Origin of the sequence: Bifidobacterium sp. ESL0745, from assembly GCF_029433335.1 — a bacterium.
Taxonomy (GTDB): domain Bacteria; phylum Actinomycetota; class Actinomycetes; order Actinomycetales; family Bifidobacteriaceae; genus Bifidobacterium.
This window is the reverse complement of the sequence record NZ_JAQTHX010000001.1, coordinates 1,033,091-1,051,108: the sequence shown is the minus strand read 5'-3', so window position 1 is coordinate 1,051,108 and position 18,018 is coordinate 1,033,091. Positions and strand designations below refer to the sequence as shown.

Annotated in this window: 13 protein-coding genes; 6 read left to right on the top strand and 7 right to left on the bottom strand. The window is 55.5% G+C overall.

Annotation, left to right across the window (positions count from 1 at the left end; all coding sequences use genetic code 11):
• Nucleotides 1-85: 85 nt before the first annotated feature.
• The 5 genes from PT275_RS04075 to PT275_RS04055 all read left to right on the top strand — a co-directional run bounded on the left by PT275_RS04075 (nucleotide 86) and on the right by PT275_RS04055 (nucleotide 7,267).
• The gene (locus PT275_RS04075) at nucleotides 86-1,750 is read left to right on the top strand and encodes a histidine kinase (RefSeq protein ID WP_277152592.1); all 1,665 of its coding nucleotides are present in this window, start codon (nucleotides 86-88) and stop codon (nucleotides 1,748-1,750) included.
• Nucleotides 1,747-2,427 carry a response regulator transcription factor gene (locus tag PT275_RS04070; protein ID WP_277152590.1) on the top strand — a complete coding sequence of 227 codons (681 nt, stop codon included), beginning with the start codon at nucleotides 1,747-1,749 and terminating at the stop codon, nucleotides 2,425-2,427. Before PT275_RS04075 ends, PT275_RS04070 begins: the two co-directional genes overlap by 4 nt.
• Before the next feature lie 252 nt (nucleotides 2,428-2,679).
• The gene (locus tag PT275_RS04065) at nucleotides 2,680-3,921 is read left to right on the top strand and encodes a macrolide family glycosyltransferase (RefSeq protein ID WP_277152588.1); all 1,242 of its coding nucleotides are present in this window, start codon (nucleotides 2,680-2,682) and stop codon (nucleotides 3,919-3,921) included.
• A gap of 280 nt (nucleotides 3,922-4,201) precedes the next feature.
• Nucleotides 4,202-6,187, top strand: a complete 1,986-nt coding sequence (locus tag PT275_RS04060; protein WP_277152586.1) for a CocE/NonD family hydrolase — start codon at nucleotides 4,202-4,204, stop codon at nucleotides 6,185-6,187.
• 231 nt (nucleotides 6,188-6,418) lie between these two features.
• Nucleotides 6,419-7,267, top strand: a complete 849-nt coding sequence (locus PT275_RS04055) for a TIGR00730 family Rossman fold protein (RefSeq protein WP_277152583.1) — start codon at nucleotides 6,419-6,421, stop codon at nucleotides 7,265-7,267.
• 157 nt (nucleotides 7,268-7,424) lie between these two features.
• On the opposite strand, the gene PT275_RS04050 is transcribed toward PT275_RS04055, so the two are convergent.
• The 3 genes from PT275_RS04050 to PT275_RS04040 all read right to left on the bottom strand — a co-directional run bounded on the left by PT275_RS04050 (nucleotide 7,425) and on the right by PT275_RS04040 (nucleotide 11,567).
• The gene (locus PT275_RS04050) at nucleotides 7,425-8,069 is read right to left on the bottom strand and encodes a methyltransferase (RefSeq protein ID WP_277152581.1); all 645 of its coding nucleotides are present in this window, start codon (nucleotides 8,067-8,069) and stop codon (nucleotides 7,425-7,427) included.
• A gap of 338 nt (nucleotides 8,070-8,407) precedes the next feature.
• Nucleotides 8,408-9,490: a 2Fe-2S iron-sulfur cluster-binding protein gene (locus tag PT275_RS04045; protein ID WP_277152579.1), complete on the bottom strand. Its 1,083-nt coding sequence runs from the start codon at nucleotides 9,488-9,490 to the stop codon at nucleotides 8,408-8,410.
• A gap of 97 nt (nucleotides 9,491-9,587) precedes the next feature.
• The gene (locus tag PT275_RS04040) at nucleotides 9,588-11,567 is read right to left on the bottom strand and encodes an FAD-binding protein (RefSeq protein WP_277152577.1); all 1,980 of its coding nucleotides are present in this window, start codon (nucleotides 11,565-11,567) and stop codon (nucleotides 9,588-9,590) included.
• 93 nt (nucleotides 11,568-11,660) lie between these two features.
• Here PT275_RS04040 and PT275_RS04035 point away from each other — a divergent pair, with 93 nt between their 5' ends.
• Nucleotides 11,661-12,005 carry an MGMT family protein gene (locus PT275_RS04035; RefSeq protein ID WP_277152574.1) on the top strand — a complete coding sequence of 115 codons (345 nt, stop codon included), beginning with the start codon at nucleotides 11,661-11,663 and terminating at the stop codon, nucleotides 12,003-12,005.
• A gap of 176 nt (nucleotides 12,006-12,181) precedes the next feature.
• On the opposite strand, the gene PT275_RS04030 is transcribed toward PT275_RS04035, so the two are convergent.
• The 4 genes from PT275_RS04030 to PT275_RS04015 form a co-directional block, all read right to left on the bottom strand.
• On the bottom strand, nucleotides 12,182-13,804 hold the full coding sequence (locus PT275_RS04030) for a DNA-processing protein DprA (protein WP_277152571.1): 1,623 nt from the start codon (nucleotides 13,802-13,804) through the stop codon (nucleotides 12,182-12,184).
• 185 nt (nucleotides 13,805-13,989) lie between these two features.
• Nucleotides 13,990-15,525 carry a YifB family Mg chelatase-like AAA ATPase gene (locus PT275_RS04025; protein ID WP_277152569.1) on the bottom strand — a complete coding sequence of 512 codons (1,536 nt, stop codon included), beginning with the start codon at nucleotides 15,523-15,525 and terminating at the stop codon, nucleotides 13,990-13,992.
• Nucleotides 15,525-16,028: a YraN family protein gene (locus PT275_RS04020; protein ID WP_277152566.1), complete on the bottom strand. Its 504-nt coding sequence runs from the start codon at nucleotides 16,026-16,028 to the stop codon at nucleotides 15,525-15,527. Before PT275_RS04020 ends, PT275_RS04025 begins: the two co-directional genes overlap by 1 nt.
• A 603-nt stretch (nucleotides 16,029-16,631) precedes the next feature.
• Nucleotides 16,632-17,507 (bottom strand): pyridoxamine kinase, encoded by an 876-nt coding sequence (locus PT275_RS04015; protein ID WP_277152564.1) that lies wholly within the window; start codon nucleotides 17,505-17,507, stop codon nucleotides 16,632-16,634.
• Nucleotides 17,508-18,018: the final 511 nt, after the last annotated feature.

Below are 18,018 nucleotides of genomic sequence, written 5' to 3'. Positions count from 1 at the left end.
CCATAATGGAATCGGCGGCACTGATAGAACGGTCGGAATGAACAAAACAGACGGAATGAAACGGCAGTCGATGGGGAGGGATGATATGAGCGCGACGAAATTGACGGGTCAAATGCGACGGGCTTGGGGCCAGATGAATGGTGCTCACGCCCTTGCAGTGCTCTGCGCCCTGTACGAGGCTGTGATTGTGACCCGCCTGCTTCTGGCGCCCGGTATTGCGAATCCGACATTGCGATCGGCGATGGCAGTCAGCGCATGGGCGATGTCGTCATTCGTTCTTATCGTCGTCGCGGCGGTGATCGGGATATGGTTCTGCCGCCATTGGCCGGTGTGGATATTGCTGCTGGAAACCGCTTTGTTCCTGTCGGTTTCGGCTTTGTATGGTTCGGCGTTCAGCTATCTGTCATTGCCGTGGGCGATTGCCTTGTATTTTGCGGCGGCGGGAATCGAAAGCCTACCGTTGCGGATATGCGGGCTCGTTGCTGCCGGCCTACTTGGGTTGGGCGGCGTAGTTTTGGCGACCATATGGCACCAAGATGCCGGATTGACCAACTTTTTGTATCCATTCATTTTGCTTTATGTCGTGTTCGTCGCAACCGGACTGATAGTGCGGAACTTTCGAGAACGCAGGCAATCCGAGCACGCGTTGCAAGACGCGCAGGAACGTGGCGAAAAATTGGCTTTGGAGCGTGATAGGGCCATGAGGCAGTCGCGTATAGCAGCGGAACTTCACGACAGTGTCGGCCACGATCTGACCGCCATCATCGCCCTTTCCGAAGGCTTGGATGGCGTCAGCGACAAGCCTGAGATGAACGATGCCATCGGCATGATCAACGATTTGGCTCGGCAGGGACTTGCGGATACGAGAACTGCTGTAAAGGCGTTACAGCCGGATAATCGTGGTGATAGCGATAAAGATGTGTTTGCGGGAAATCGGCAGGATGTCGAACAGAATGTTGGAATCGCTGGGAATGGCCAGTTTGGGGATTCCCCGATAGGTAAAACTATCGAAAAATCTGATGATGGTAAGCGAAACGGGAATATCGTTCAAGATAACAGCGACAGACAGGACTGCAGCCCTAACCCCAAAAATGGTGTTTATACGACATTTTCTTTGAGCAGACTTCATGGCTGGGACGATATCAATCCCGTTCTCGACCATTCCCGACAAATCGGTATCACCACGGCTTTGACGGAAACCGGACGTCGGCCGCAAAATCCGCAGCAGGCAGACTTGAGTTTCAGTATCACTCGTGAGTGTATTACCAATGCGATTCGGCATGGGCAGGAAGTCGATAGAATCGTTGTTTCTTGGGATCACGACGGGCAAGGCGGCATTGCCATTGCTGTGCGTGACAACGGGAAATCAACTGACAAGTCACGTTCTGATATCGAGGCTGGAAAGGATTCCGTCGCATCCGTCAAGCAAGATGGCAAAGCGGAAACAGTTCATTCTGAACTTGGTGACGGAGATGGCTCTGTAGAATTCGATCAGAGCGACAAGCATGTGCCTGCGCAATTCAACGATGAAAATATCGGTGAGGTGGAATCTCGCCAAAGCGGCAAAAACAGGCCAAAGTCCGGCGAATATAGTGACGGAACGGGATTGGCAAGACTTAAGAAAAGCGTCAAAAGGGTAGGCGGCACGTTTGCCGCTGGTCCGGATGCCGATGGCTGGACGGTGAAGGCCTACATTCCTTCGTTGATGGGTTTCGCCAGTAAGCAGTCGCAAGGTGGTGAGCAGAGATGATTCGCGTCATGATCGTCGACGACCAGCGTCCGGCCAGAATGGGGTTCGCGCTGATGGTCGCCAAAGACCGCGAGCTCCAGGTGGTCGGACAAGTGGAAAACGGGCAGACGGCACTCGATATGCTCGCTTCGTTGAGTGCGGCCAATGAGCCATTGCCTGATGTAATACTTATGGATGTGCGGATGCCGGTTATGGACGGTATCGACGCGACTGCAGCCATCAAACAGCGTTGTCCGAATATCAAGATTCTGATGCTGACCACCTACGATCAGGACGATTACGCGTTCGGGGCGTTGGGCGCGGGCGCTTCCGGTTTTCTACTGAAGGATGTGCATACGGCCGATCTGTGCCGCGCAATCCATTCGGTCTACGAAGGCGACGCGATTCTGACGCCGCGCATCACCGGCGAGGTGATCAAACGTGGGATTCCCAAAGCCAATGTCAAAGCCGAACAAGCCGAACTGCGCGCCCGATTCATGACGTTGGGTAAGCGCGAGCTCGAGGTCGCCTCGTTGGTAAGTGAGGGTTTGTCAAATGCCGAAATCGCGGAACGCTTGAGTATCCAGCCGGATTCCGTCAAAAAGACAGTCAGCCGTATCCTCGCCAAGCTCGATGCACGAGAACGCGTCAACATAGCCGTTCTCTGGTACAAATCCGGCATGGATGAACTGCAATGAATAAAAATTGGCAGAATCTCAAATCTCATATCGAGAAGCCTTGATTTTTCAATTGCATTGATGTTCTGCAATGCCCGAAAGGTTGATTCTGTTGATATTGACGGCGTTCGTAACTGGGGTTGACAAGCGTATGGGCAAGAAAAGATATGCTTTCGTAATCGGGAATCATGACGATTGCCCAACTCGGTAATGCTACGATGAAGAAGTTATTGTTAACAATGAATAGGTCAATTAGAGATAGAAAGATCACGCATGAACGCATCGGGAAATCCTGTCGAGGAAGATGGGGAAGTGGTGGAGTCCAAACAGCCTGTCCGCGGCAAGCTCTTGATGGTGTGCATGCCGTATCAGGGGCATATCAACCCGACGCTGGCAACGGTCCGGGCGTTGGTCGCCGACGGCTGGGAAGTCACCTATATCTGTGATCCACGATGGAAGCGGCAGGTTCAAGCGTCAGGGGCGACGTTTGTGCCTTATGACGATTATTCTGCCAATCCCGGCAAGTTCGAACGTACGATTCAGGCACCTGAAAAGGCCGACAATACGGTATTGCGGGTAGGCCGCGAATCGCATTTCGACGCATTTCTCTATGAGGGTCTGCTGGTTGCCGGCAAGGCGTTGGCGGATAAACTGGGGCTTCCGTCAATCCGTCTGTATTCGACGTTCTGCTACAATCGCGACATTCTCAACCGACTCGCCGGTGCCAGCAAGGGATTCCATTTGACATCGGTGTTGCGCAGCAAGAAGTTCCTGCGCCTCATGTCGGCAAGTACTCGGCGCAGGGGACTGATGAAGACCGAGGATTTCATCAGCGAAATGGTCGACAACCCGCCGACGTTAACCTATACGTACACGTCACGTTCCTTCCAGATCGACGGCGATTCCTTCCCGTCGGAACAATATAAATTCATTGGCCCTTCGTTGGACGGCAGAGAAGACCAGAAGCCGAGCGCCGATTTGGCATCGGTACTGGAGAAAAGCGATGGAAAGCCGATTATTTACGCTTCGCTTGGCACCATTTTCAATACGTTCCTGCCGTTCTATCGTGCCGTTGTCGGCGCATTCGGAGGCAAGGATGTCACGGTCATCCTTTCCGTCGGCCATAATTTCAATCGTGGCAAGTTGGGCGAGATTCCGTCCAATATCCATATCTACGAATCGGTGGATCAGCTTTCTGTGCTTCGTAAGGCCTCGGTGTTCCTGACTCACGGCGGGATGAACAGCGTCAATGAGGCTCTGTATTACGGCGTTCCGCTGGTTGCGATGCCGATGGCGGACGACCAGCCGACGGTTGCTGCAAGGCTCGAAGAGCTGGGTTTGGGCGTTCGTCTCGATAAGCGGTCGATTTCGGCGCAATCCGTCGATGAAGCTGCGACGAAAGCCATGGCCGACAGGGGAATTGCCGAACGTGTCAAGGTGATGAGCCGAGATATGCGCGAAGCCGGCGGCAATGCGCAAGTCGTCAAAGATCTGGACCGGTTATTGGCGAGATGATTCGGCCGACGAGGCGCGATTCCTTCGATCCCGGCACTTATTAAAGTGCTGAATTCGTAATTGTGGGTTGTTTATGGGGTCCTGTGAAAAGGTTTGAGCGTCAGCAGGCGAATCGAAGCGTGATTTTATCCTTCGCAGTGTCGAAATTCGAAGTGTCGGTCGTTTACAGGTGCCAACGAAATAATTATCTATTAGTCATATTAATAGAGTATGACTAATCGGAAGGGCGTCCTGTATTCTTTAAATACGAAGAAGTCGCGACGAGCGAAGGACAAGAGATATGAGTGAGGCACGGTTTTCGTTTGAGGATGCCATTCGTGAGTTCGTCTACATCGAGTTGCCGGGCGATGAGGACAAGGATGGCCGCAATGATCTGATCCGAGCCGATATCATCCGGCCGCGCGAACTGGATGGCACCGCGAAGATACCGGTCATCATGGACGCAAGTCCGTATTACGAACTTTATGATCGGCATGGCGAGAAAATCGTATATGCCCATCCTGAAGACCCATGGAACAGCCCGTTGGTACGGTTCCCGTTCCTGTATGACAACTATTTCGTGCCGCGTGGCTATGCCGTCGTGCTCTTAAGCACCGCCGGCACCTCGCGTTCCGCAGGTTTCTGTGATATCGGCGGGCCGCAGGACGTGGCCAGCGCCAACGCCGTGGTCGACTGGGTCAACGGCAGGCTCAAGGGCTATTCGACACGTGATGTGCGCTCGCCGCAAAGCGAGATGAAAGCGGATTGGGCTTCCGGCCTGGTCGGGGCGATCGGCAAATCCTACGACGGGTCGGTGGCCAACGGCATGGCCGCCACCGGGGTGGAAGGGCTTAGAACCATCGTGCCGATCTCCGCCATTTCCAGCCAATACGACTGGTATCATCCCCAAGGTGCGTTGCTCGACGGCGACGATGCGGACGGCGGCTGGTTCGAGCCGGACAATTTCGCCGTCACCTTGCAGACCGCGGCCGAAGGACGGTTGCAGCGGTTCAATTCGCACGGAGGATGGCAGCGGTTGCATGACGGTGCGGACAAGCTGCACCGCTCCTACAACGAATTCTGGCGGGAACGCGACTACCGAAGCCATGTCAAGGATTTCAAGGCCAGCGTGTTCCTGGTGCACGGCACCCACGACCTCAATGTGATGATGAACCAGGTCAGCGGCTACTGGAAGGCGCTGGGGCAGGCGGATGTCCCGCGCAAGATGTGGCTGCACCAGTATGGCCACGATGACCCGTTCGACGTGCGTAATGTTGTCTGGCTCAAGACGCTGGAACGTTGGTTCGACTACTGGCTCAAAGGCATCGACAACGGCATTATGGATGAGCCTCAAGTCTGTGTGGAGGACGACAACGGCAACTGGCAGAATTACGCGAGTTGGCCGGTGCCGGGGACGCGGATTCGCAAGTTCGGGGTTCGCAGTGGAGTCGGAGACGCGCGTCTCGGGACACTCAACGTGCTGAATGATGCGGATGCCGATGTTGTGGCAGATGTCGGAACGGATACATCTGCTGAGGGGCAAGCCAACAATGCGGGCGGTGCCAAGACAGAGTTCGGTACTGTGTTTGGTCTTGTGGCGGAAGATGCTACAGGGGCGAAAACGTCCACGAACAGCTTTGCGAACGTATCTGCAGACGCGCAGAACGATATCTCCGATACGCCAAAGCCCCTTCATATCGCCACGATCAAGGGCGGGCGAATCCCCGAGCTGGTGCCGTTCTCTCAATCCGACAAGCCTAATGACAAGCGCCTGCTATACGTTTCGGAACCTCTGCCGTACGATTGCCACGTTTCCGGCACCCCGTACATCAGCCTGCGCATCAAATCGACGGCAGGGGACACGAATCTCTGCGCCTCGCTGATAGAATACGGCGAAGGCAATTACGTGCAGGTCAGCAGAGATCTGAGTGCGCTGGTGCCGCTTGAGGAAAAACGGGAGGCAGTGGGCAGCCAGTCCGCCGACGACAAGTCCGTCTATCCGGTCTGTGTGCCGCGAAAATCGCGCGAGATGGAGAACATGGTGACACGTGGCTGGATCGCGACCGCGCACAAGGATTCGTTCGAGTCTTTTGAACCGACGCCGGTGGGGCAGTTCTATGAGATCGGTTTCGATTTGCTGGCCACGGATTGGACCATCCGCGCCAGGCATCGGTTGGCATTGGCAATCTACAACAACTCATGCAGGCTGGCAGAAGTATCATCGTGCGATTTTGATGTTGATCTCGATTCCATACGTCTGGAAGTTCCGATGGTTATTGGTCATTGAAGAAATTCGCCGGAAGAAGTGTTGGTGTTTGTATTCGCATCTCTGCCGCCATCGTCGGTTCCGTGGTTTTGTTATCTTTCGTGAAAGAGAAACGGATGCCTTGGTTGCCGGTGTGTGGCAGAATGCTATACATCAGGTACCGGTTCTGTTGCATTACAGCATGACCGGTGTGAATATTGGTCGCGTCTGGTTGCATGAAAGATGGCCGGCGAATAACGAAAAGGATGTGAAATGGACAAGGGAACCGACGAACACTCGCCATTGGGAGAGACGCATCGCAGCGGATCGGTACTTATGCGCGGGTCGATGATTCCGAAGCAGACCCCGGATCAGGCGCTGCTTGCCGCTTCCGACGGTACGGATGATGCTGATGCTTTCGATACCGGTGGTGCAAAGGAAGCGGCCCATAACGTTTTCGCTGATTCTCATATGGCCAAAACGCATAACAGCAAGGATTGGCGGCATGGCGACCCGTGGCGGGTGCTGCGTATCCAATCTGAATTTGTGGAAGGCTTCGATGCACTTGCCGACCTTGGACGGGCGTTGTGCATTTTCGGTTCGGCCCGTGTGAAAAGGGACGAGCCGGAATACCACCAGGCCATGCGCATGGGCCAGATGGCTGCACAGAACGGTATTAACGTCATCACCGGTGGTGGCCCTGGCATCATGGAAGCCGCGAACCGTGGTGCGGCCGAAGCAGGTGGAGTTTCCGTGGGTCTGGGCATTGAGTTACCGCACGAGGAAGGGCTCAACCAGTGGGTGAACCTCGGCATGAATTTCCGCTACTTCTTCGTGCGTAAGATGATGTTCGTCAAGTATTCTTCGGCACTTATCGTTTGCCCCGGTGGGTTTGGCACGCTTGACGAGATGTTCGAGATCCTGACGTTGGTGCAGACCGGCAAGACCTCGCCAAAGCCGGTGGTGCTTTTCGATACGCAATACTGGAAGGGACTGTTCGACTGGGTTCAGGGGCCGATGCTCGACCGTGGGCTCATTTCGAAAGACGATCTGAAAAAGGTGCAGTTCACCGATGATCCTGAGGAGGCGGTACGGCTGGCAATCGGCGGAATGACGAAATAGTCGAGTGACAAAATAGCGATATGACAAAATGCCAATGGTAAACAAAAAGAAGGATGCGTATCCGGCTTTGGACGGAGGCATCCTTCTTTGCTCTTTTTGAGGCTCAGACAACTTGGAATCTAATAGGTCAAGATCGGGACTTTAAAAGTGTTCATATTCAGCGCTTGACGGCGATAAGCATGCCGGTTCCAGTCGGGGTCAGAGCTTGTTCGAAGTGTTCGTCATCCTCTACATTGGTCAGCAACGTGCGCATCACATCCGGCTTGTTGTCATTGGGATAGGCGAGGCCTGACATATCAGTGAAAATGATGCGCCCGCCGACTTTCAGAAGATTCGCTGCTTCAACGAAGGAAGGCTCGTAGTTTGAGACGATGCCGGAAACGACGATCAGATCATAGGTTCCAGCGTTGAGGCGCGGTAAGAACACAGTCGGGGAAGTGTTGACGGCGCGCAGCGTGGTGCGGTTGTCAGCCGAATCCGAAAAACCCGAAAACAGGTTACGGATCATGGTGATGCCTCGAGCTGAGGAATCCACAGCCGTCAGCTGGCCCGCACCGCCCAGACCATCTACCAGTTGCAACGTTTCGACGATCGAGCCGGTGCCGACGCTGATGATCGAGGTCGCATTCAATGTCTGGGTGATGAAACGCAGCAGATTGGCCTGGGCTGCGGAACCTTGCGGAAGGCCGGCCGCCTCGGCATCGGCGCGGGCTTTGCGCACAGTGTCGTTTTCGAGCCCCAATGCGTATTCTTCGGCGAATTGCCAGACCTTGGCCATATTCGTGTATGTCGTCTTGTTCATCTTCACCCTGCAGTTCTAGTGTTTGTCGTGTATAGCGACAACCGATTACTGGTCTTCATGATACGGCGAGCAATCGCCAAAACCCAATGAAAGGCGGGGATGGGCGGCCGATCAACGATTTTGTCGTGCAAATATTTTGAAAAATGGTGTCTTGAGACATGTATGTTTCAGCAAGTTTGGCTAGGTCTGATTGCGGAATCTCGTGATGCCACCTGTGTTGTACTTTTTTGCGGCGACAGTTAACTTTCCGATATGCTGGTCTTCACAGGCATCCCAGTATTACCGGTTGTCTCTTTGAATAATAAACACAGGTGGTGTAGTGAAGCCAATGAAGAGAACTAGTTTTGCCGGTTTTTGACCCGTTCGGTGAGCTGCCACATTTCCTCGCCCACATCGATGCCGCGCGGGCACTTGCGGCTGCAGGCACGCACGGACTGGCAGGCGGTGATGCCGTCGACGGTGGCGATGGCATCGAGCCGTTCGCCGGTAGCATTGTCTCGTGAGTCGTTGATGAACCGGGAAGCCGCAATAAGCGCTGCTGGGCCGATGAATGCCTCTCCGCCGGCGTAGACCGGGCAGCTGCCTTCGCATACCCCGCACGAGATGCAGTTGCTCAAGAGCTCGTATCGTTTGAGCGCTTCAGGGCGTTGCAGATATTCGAACATGTCGATTTTGCCGTCTTTGGTGGTGGCCAGCTTGCCGTCCGCCTTGAGATAGGGTTCGAGCCTTTTGATCTGATTCATCATCTGATCGATATCGACAATGAGATCGCGTTGGACTTGAAAGCCCGGAAGCGGGGCGATTTCGATGATATCGAGGCTTGATTGAACGTCTTGGTTCGTTGCGAGGGAGCTTGACTTGTTGACATCGGTGGAACTTTGGTTACCGCCCGCGTTGAGATCGGGATGTGAATATGTATTGCCGTCAAATGGTGCGTTGGTGTCTGGATTTGAAACGCCAGTGCCGGCAGTGTTTTTGCTGCCCGTGGATGTGGTGGAGCGGAATCCCGCGTCGGCTATTGCATTGGCGTCGCTGCCTGGATTCGATTCGGCCTTGGCGTAGTCCTCGACTTTGGCAGTGCACAGCAGCGTGGGTGTGCCGTTGATGGATACCGCGTCTGAACCGCAGATGCCGTGACCACAGGAATAGCGGAATGCAAGTGTGGGGTCGATATCACGTTTGATGTTCAGCAGGCAGTCGAGCAAGGTCTGCCCGGGGCGGGTGCCAATGGTGTAGTCTTGCGTCCAGTGTTTGCCGCGTACTCGACGTGACGAAGGCGAAGAACCGAACGGACTGCCGCCTCGCGCCTTGCTGCCGAACGGGCTTGAAGAATGGCGGCGGGGGCGCTCACGCTCCTGTGCCGGGGCGAACCGTTGGATTCGTATGGTCACATTCATGCCCTGCATCGCATCTTCACTCATTGTCACTGCCTTCGTTGTGTTTTTCGTCTGCCAGTCTGCCACGAACCGTGGCCTGTTGGATGTCCATTCGCCGATGGGTTTCGGTTTGCCCGATAAATCAGTATGCACGTGATTTCGGCGGAATGTCGACGATGTGGACCGGTTGCCACGTCACGTTGCCGTTGTCATCGGCCATCGAATGGGTCAGGAAATGTTCATCGTCGCGTTTCGGAAAATCGGTGCGGGAAAATGCGCCGCGGGATTCATGCCGTGCAGCCGAGGCGTTGAGCATGGCTTGTGCCAGTTCAATAAGGTTGTCGACCTCGAAAATGGCCGTTAACTCCTGATTGAAAGCTGGGCTGTCTGAATGGGAATGCAAGGCATGTGCCTGAGGAAGCAGCTTGTCGGTGATTGTTCGTTGCGCTTTTGCAATGCTGTCTGCGTCGCAACGAACCGCTACGGCGTGCTCCATCGTCGTTCCAAGGTCAGCCAACAGTTGGTACGGGTTGTCCTTATCTGATTCTTTGACCGTAAATGTGGCGGTCTGTGAATCCGCAACGGAAAGCGAGCCATCTTTGGTTTCAGCTGATTGGGCTGTTGATGTTGTGATAGTGCTGTTTCTTTCATTTTCGGCTGTGGCATGATCGCTATTGGATGAAATCAGCAGGTCTTTGATCGACTGTTGGCGTTGGTCCGCTGTGCTACGGGTTGCGCTTTGGCTCTGCATATCCAAAGACCGTTCTTCAGCGTCAGCGGCTTCATCGGTTTCATCGGCAATGTTTCTGGCGATGGATTCGCCGCAGCGTGTGCCGAAAAGGCACGCGTCGAGCAGACTGTTGCCCCCCAAGCGGTTCGCGCCGTGAACGCTGACGCAGGAGCATTCGCCGGCTGCATACAGGCCGTTGACAATATGGCGCTTGCCGTCCTGCCAGCGGTAGACCTCGCCGCTGGTGGTGATGGGAATACCGCCCATAGTGTAATGCGCGGTGGGCTTGACAGGCACCCAGTCCTTGCTGGGGTCCAACCCTGCGTAATCATGAATGGTTTCGAGTACTTGGGGAAGCACCTCCTGCATATGTGTCTTGTCGATGCCGGTCATATCCAGCCACACGCAATCCTTGGGACCATCCGGATCCTTTGGGTCGGCTACGCCGCGTCCCGCATCGACTTCAGCCATGATGCACCGGCTGACCACGTCACGTGCCGCCAAGTCCTTGTGTTCGGGGGCATAGCGGGCCATAAAGGCCTCGCCGTCGGCGTTGCGCAGGATACCGCCTTCGCCACGTGAGGCTTCAGAAAGCAGGATACCGGTATGCGCCAGACCCGTAGGGTGGAACTGCACGAATTCCGAATCCTCAAGCTGCAGGCCAGCCTTCAGTGCCAATGCCATTCCGTCTCCAGTCAGATCCCATGAGTTCGAGGTCGTGTGGAAAAGCCGCCCAGCGCCGCCTGTCGCCACAACGACGTTGCGGGAGGCGATGGCATGCGTCTTTCCGGTGTGCGTGTCAAACGCGACCACGCCGCAAGCCCTGTTGTTAGCCTCGTCAAGCACCAGGTCGGTGACATACCATTCTTCGGCGAACTCCACTCCTGCGCCGATGCATTGTTGCCACAGCGCATAGAGGATCTGATGGCCGATACGATCGGCGGCATAGGCCGCACGACGTATGGGCGCCTTTCCGTAGTCTTTCGTATGCCCACCGAACTTGCGCTGGGCGATATGTCCATTTTCGGTACGTGAGAATGCCACGCCACTGCGTTCGAGGTTGACGACGGTCTGCGGGGCGTATTCGGCCAATATCTTTGCCGCGTCCTGGTCGACCAGCCAATCGCCGCCTTTGACGGTGTCGTAATAATGCCAACGCCAATCGTCGTGCTCGATGTTGCCCAGGCTCGCCGCGATGCCGCCTTCAGCTGAACCGGTGTGTGAACGCAGCGCCTGTAATTTCGAGATGACCAGCAGCTTCGGACTTCGTCCCCGTGCATTCATCGTCTTGACCTCATTGGACCTGAGGATTCCCAATGCTGCCGACAATCCGGCCGCCCCCGCGCCGATGATCACCACATCGTAGATGTCTTCAACTTGTTCTGGACTCATACCCCCGATTATGGCACAAGGCCAGCAAGAGCATTGCAGAAGCGGGGTAGGTTGGCTCTTCCCATATGGGCGAGGCACTCTTACTATGAGGGTATGAGCGGAACATTCAATGCACGTGTCTACGATGTCGTCAAGGAAATACCTGAAGGCAAGGTGGCCACATATGGCCAGGTGGCGGCGCTCGCGGGCAAGCCGCACAACGCGAGGTTTGTGGGCTATGCACTTCATTCCAATCCTGAACCCGGCGTGATTCCATGTCATCGCGTGGTTTTTCGCGACGGGTCATTGGCTCCCGGATTTGCGTTCGGAGGACCGGATCGGCAACGGGCGTTGCTTGAGGATGAAGGTGTTTCATTTGTGCCTCCTGCCCCCAAACATGAGAACGCCGGCGAAAAAGGATGGGTCGTTGATTTGAAGCGTTGCCAGTGGCAAAACTGAGACCATTTCGATTATAGTGGTTCGATTCCATACGTTTTCCTTTCGGTTTGTGCGATCGATCTGCTTAGTGCTTGGGCCTTCTCATTCCATTAGGATTGCGGATAACTGACTGAATTCCTGCTTGCATTTATGCAGATGAGGTGTATCTAGCGGATTCCTTATCTGGACAAACATGGTCAAGTGATCGCTTGTTGATCGTTCACTTTCCTGTTATTCGAGATAGTGATACGCACCATGCCCGCTTCCAGACGCACCATGCCCAACAGTTCCATTTCTCCGAGTTCGCTTTCCAGTCTGCCGATATCCCATGGTTGTTGCTGCATTGTCGTATTGGCGGGGTTCGGCGTTTTCGATTGATTTTTGAGTTTAGGATTTGGCATGTTGAGCATCGCAAGAATGGTTTCATGAGTGGCTGTTCCACCCTGCCTTCTGCAACGACGAATGGCTGTCAGCACCTCCTTTTGTGTGTCGGAGGGCTTGGCCTCGTGCGCTGCCGGTTGTGGCTTGGGGTGTAGGGATGTGCATTCTGCCATCGTGACGTTGCCTTGGCAAGGTTGCGAAGTCTTGGTCGCGTCTGGCAAAGGGACTCGCAGGACGCTATTTGTTCGGTTGACAGTGGGGTTATCGGAATGCTGCCGTGGTTGATTGGCATAATCGTGGCTGGTCTCCTTGGAACGTAAGGGGGCATCGGATATCGGCATTGATGTTTGGTTTTCCGCAGTTGCATCGGCGTTGGGTGTCAGCGTCCTCTGCTCAAAACGCATTATTTTTGGAGCATGTCCCTCGTGGCATATTTCGTCGATGGCGTTGACTGTGGTCAGGATGGTCGCTCGCTGATCGCGGATGAGCCAATTGCATCCGGTATTGCTGGGCATGTTGATGTTGCCAGGGACGGCGTAGACTTCGCGGCCGAGCTCCGCCGCCCAATTGGCTGTATTGAGAGCGCCTGATCGACTGCGTGCCTGGGCGACGACAACCGTGGATGCCAAAGCTGCGATGATGCGGTTTCGCAGCAGGAATCGTCGTGCTTCGGGGATAGTGTTCGGACACAGTTCGCTGATAAGGGCTCCGTCACTGGCTTTGATGCGTTCGAACAGGGGTTGGTTGCGTTCGGGGCCGATGTGGTTGAGACCTCCGGCAAAGATCGCCACCGTTCGCCCGCTTTCGTTTTCGCCGATGCCGCTCATGGCATCCAGGGCTCCCCAATGGGCTGCGGCGTCGATGCCGAACGCACCTCCGGAGACCACCAGATGCCCTTGTTCCGCAGCCTTTTTGGCGATGGTTTTGGCTGCATACCGCCCGTAGTCGTCGGCTCCACGCGAGCCGACGATGGCCAGCGGATGCGCGCAACTGGTCAAGACTGCAGGGTCGCCGATGCCCCATAGACACAAGGGGGAGGCCCAGTCTTTTCTGATGGACAGATCGTCAAGTTGGACAGGCCAATAAGGGCTGGCTGGCCCGATGATCCATTGCGTCCCGTCTACGGTGAACCATTCTTTGAGCTCATGAACGTCGTTTGACGGCAGTTGATGCAGACGTTCTCGCCAACGTTCCAGTCCGTGATGGAAGGAACCCATGCCTCGCGCATTGACTTTTCTTCCCCATTTGGCGGTGCCTATGGCGAACGTCTTATCAAGCCTGTTACGGTTGGCGGCACCACCTTTTTCATCCGCGATAAGCCGCAGTGCGGTCACGGCATCTCCGGCTCCTTTGATGGTGGCGAACAGCAGCGCATCGGCGCTGTCGATGCAGAAAGTGAGGATCGCCCGGGCCAGCGTATCGTCATCGATATCAGTCATAGACGATTTTTGAGGACTGGCTTCTGCAGTGAATGGCGGTTCAGGCATCGTTCCTATCGATATTGAAGATGATGTTGTCGTTGTCTCTGGTTCCCGCATCATTTGAGGGGGTGCTTCGATTGTGTCTTTTGATGCCGAGACTGTTGAGGGGTCCGGCAGAAGTTTTTTCGTCTTGTCGGTGCTCATCACGACTCCCTTGTCCGCAAGGCAATGCCTTGCATCATTTCGACGTGACCGGGTGACATCTTGCCGCCCAGATCAGCCAGCGTCCACGCCAGGCGCAGCGCCCGGTCGGCTCCGCGCAGGCTCAATCGCTCGTTCTCCAGCGCTTCGTCGATAAGGGTGAGTGCGGTCTTCGAGGTGTTCGCGCGCAGCCAGGTGCCTGAGGCCTGTGCGTTGCATGTCCAGTGATAGGCGGCGAAACGCTGCTGGGCGGTGTGCCGGGCATTGCTGACCTTGTGTCTCATCTGTTCGCTGGTGGTCTGTGGGCGCGAGTTTTCCGTCATCAGATGCTCCACTGGCGGCACTTCAACTTGAATGTCAATGCGGTCGAGGATAGGTCCGGAAAGTCTTGAGAAATAGCGGATTCGGTCCTTTTCCTTACAGGTGCAGCGTGAGCCGTCGCCATACCCGTAGCCGCATGGACAGGGGTTGGCGGCCATGATGAGCTGGAAATTGGCAGGGTAGTAGGTGGTTCCTTTGGAGCGTGAAAGCGCAACATATCCCGACTCCAACGGTTCACGTAAGGTCTGCAGCGCGCGTGGTGAGAATTCCGGTGCCTCGTCCATGAAAAGCACGCCGCGGTGGGCGCGGGTGATGGCCCCTGGGGCAGCGATGCCCGAACCGCCGCCGACGAGCGAAGCCGTTGAAGCAGTGTGGTGCGGGGACTCGAATGGTGGAATGTCGCTGATGCCATAGCTTTGTAGCGTGCCGCACAGCGAGCGTATCGAAGCCACTTCAAGCTGTTCCTGTTCGTTCAACGGGCACATGATGCCGGGCATACGTGAAGCGAGCATGGTCTTTCCGGAACCGGGAGGTCCGGTCATCAGCAGGTGATGGCCACCTGCAGCCGCCACTTCAAGCGCCCATTTTGTACGTTCCTGGCCGATGACTTCGGCCATATCGCCGACGGACGGTGCGAGGCTCGCCTCATCGTCGTTGCCTGATTGTTCAGAAGAATTACGGTTTTCGTCGATTATGTATTTCGCTTTGCCGCCCATCAGCTCGATGAGCTCTCCCAAATGGCGGATTCCGATGACGCTGAGCCCTTCCACCAGTTGGGCTTCCTTGATATTGCATTGTGGCACGATAATCTGGTCGATACCGTGCTCGCGGGCGTAGAGTGCGATTGGAAGCACGCCGGTGACCGGCAGTACCGATCCGTCGAGGTTGAGCTCGCCGAGCACGATGGTGTCGGCCAGACAGTTGTGGGGGATGACTCCCGCCGCACTCAGCACAGAAACGGCAATGGCCAAATCATGTGAGGAGCCGCGTTTGGGCAAGGAGGCCGGGGAGAGGTTGACCGTCACCCGTGTTTCGGGCCAGCTGAAGCCGCTGGCTTGGCAGGCGGACTTCACCCGTTCGCGTGCCTCGCTCAGTGAAGTGTCTGGCAGTCCGATGATGGAGAAATACGGCAGTCCCGGTGAGATGAAGGCCTGCATCTGAATGGCGTTGGCTTTCAGCCCCACCAGTCCTACTGACATCGCCGTCCCGATGGCCATCAGAATGCCCCCGGTATGTGTTGGACTCTCGGCCGGTTGCCTTCCAGCAAAATGGACATGGCGTCGAAGCGTATGCCGGTTCGTCGTATCGATTTGCCGGGACCGGCCAGCCAAAGCGCCGCGGCGTGGTGGAGATTGGCCTGTTTGTGTGGGGTGATGGCCTCCTGCGGGGAACCATAACGTGCAGTTCGACGTGTTTTCACTTCGACGAACACGACGATATGTTCAGAGGTCATCATGATGATGTCGAGCTCGCCGAAACGGGTGCTCCAATTTCTGGCTAAGACACGCCAGCCGAGCTGAGCTAGCCATGCCGCTGCGTACTGCTCGCCTATCTTTCCGAGCTGCTTTGCTGAAAGATCGGGCATGATCAGTTGTTCTTCAAGCTCGGCCAACAGACCAACCGAGGCGGTGTCGGCAAGGTCGGTATCTTCAAGATCGGTGTCGCTTCCGAAGCATGTGGTGGATCGACGCCTTTGTGCTGCTGAAATTTGTGTGTCCATGTAGTTGAGTGTTGCATGGTTCGTGCTTTTACCGTGTAAAAAACGGGTGCTGTGGTCGAATGATGGGCCTTTTCGTTTTTCTCGGCGTTTCTCTGGATAATTCGGCATAATTGTAATGCAATTGTGATTAACGTTGTGGATGGTTTCATAGCTATGTGTACAAGTCGTGACTTGAACGGTGGAAAACTTTGCCAGTGGCTGCGTTCGTGGTGGAGAACTCTGTGAGTGGAAGCAAGAACACCCACAAATCCATCCACACCTTGAAATCGTCAGCCGTTGACAATCGAGTTGACGATTGAACCGTCATCGTTGAAAGGTGCTGCGAAAATTGGAACGATATTTAAGACTTGATAATGAAGTCGTTTCGGCAGTTCGTCGTGATATCGCAAATGGCGAGATCGGGGAATGCAATATGTCCGTTTTGTGCGCCTAGCATTCCGCCAGATTAAAGCGAGATAAAAATCGTCCCCATATCTCGGCGGAATAACAAGAAATTGCCGAAATATAGGGACGATATCGATTTCAAGCCGTCAAGCTGCGAGTTTTGAAATCAGAACGAAAACGCAGCGGGCCGGCCAATAATTAATGCCGAAAATGAAACATTCAACCGACGAGTCCGGTCAACTCGCCGAGGTTGAGTTCGAAGCTCACGCCGCGCTCTTCGAAATCGGGCTGGTTGCGCGTGGATTCCATGGCGTGACGCACGAATTCGCCGGCCACCTGCGCCGATTCGCCGAGCGTCTTGCCGGCCATCACCGCGCCGCACAGCGCTGAAGCGAAGGCGTCACCGGTGCCGTGGATCATGTAGGGGAGCTTGTCGTGCGCGAGCTCGACGCGTGCGGAAGCCCCGGCGCTCGCGCTGCCCACGAAGTTGCGCAGCTTGCCGTCGCCGCGGTCGATGCCCTTCAATACGACGTTCTTCGCGCCCATGTCGAGCAGCGCGCCGACCCAATCGGTCGCCTGGTCTTCGTCGAGGTTCTGTCCCGGATAATCGCGTCCGGTCAAAATGCTGGCCTCGGTGAGGTTTGGCATCAAGACGTCCGCGCCGTCCACGAGCGTCTTGACCGCGTCGCACATTTCCTTGGAATACGTCGGGTACATCTGCCCGCCGTCGCCCATCACGGGGTCGACCAGCCGCAGCGCTTTCGGGTATTCGCGGTACATGCGCTTGATGATGTCCACCTGCTCGGCCGAGCCGAGGAAGCCGGAATAGATGCCGTCAAGCTGGACGTCGACCTTCTGCCACGCGTCGAGATAGCCGGAAAGCATATCCGTGGTGTCGTGGAAGGTATAGACCGGGAACTTGGTGTGCGCCGAAAACAGGGCCGTCGGCACCGGGCACACGTCGCAGCCGCACGCCGAAAGAATCGGAATCGCAGCGGTCAGCGAACATTTGCCGTAGCCGCACATGTCGTGCACTGCCGCGACGCGAGGGATATATTTGGGGTCGCGCTCATAGAGCGTCGTATCTTCTTGCATTTCATGACCTTTCAGAAAGTCTATGAATAATATCGGCGTCCGTCGCCGGGCGGGAATGCTCGGTGCGTCGCTGGTAACGACTGTAGACCTCGTGGCGACAAACACGCCCCGTTTCGTCCGCAAGGTGACGCGGTGGCTTGGGTTTGTGAGAAATAATTCGCAAATCTCTGCTTGAGTTATTCGCTATACGCTGTTTGTGGTGAAAGGGGCATGGCCGAATTTGCCTGAATCAGGGGGGGGCTTGGTGCGCCAAGTTGCCCGAAATCGGGAGATTGATCATCAATTCTGTCGAAAACGGGCCTCTTGGCGCGCCAAGTTGCCCAAAATTAGAGGATTTGCCATCAATTCTGTCCAAAATGGGGGACTTGGCGCGCCAAGACCCCCGAAAAATGAGAATTGGGTACCGATTCCATCTGAAACGCAAGCCGAACAAGTCACGGCAATAATTGCCAAAGATTGTGAATAGTCGATTTTGATCAATGCGTGACTAATAGAACGGCTGAATTCCAAA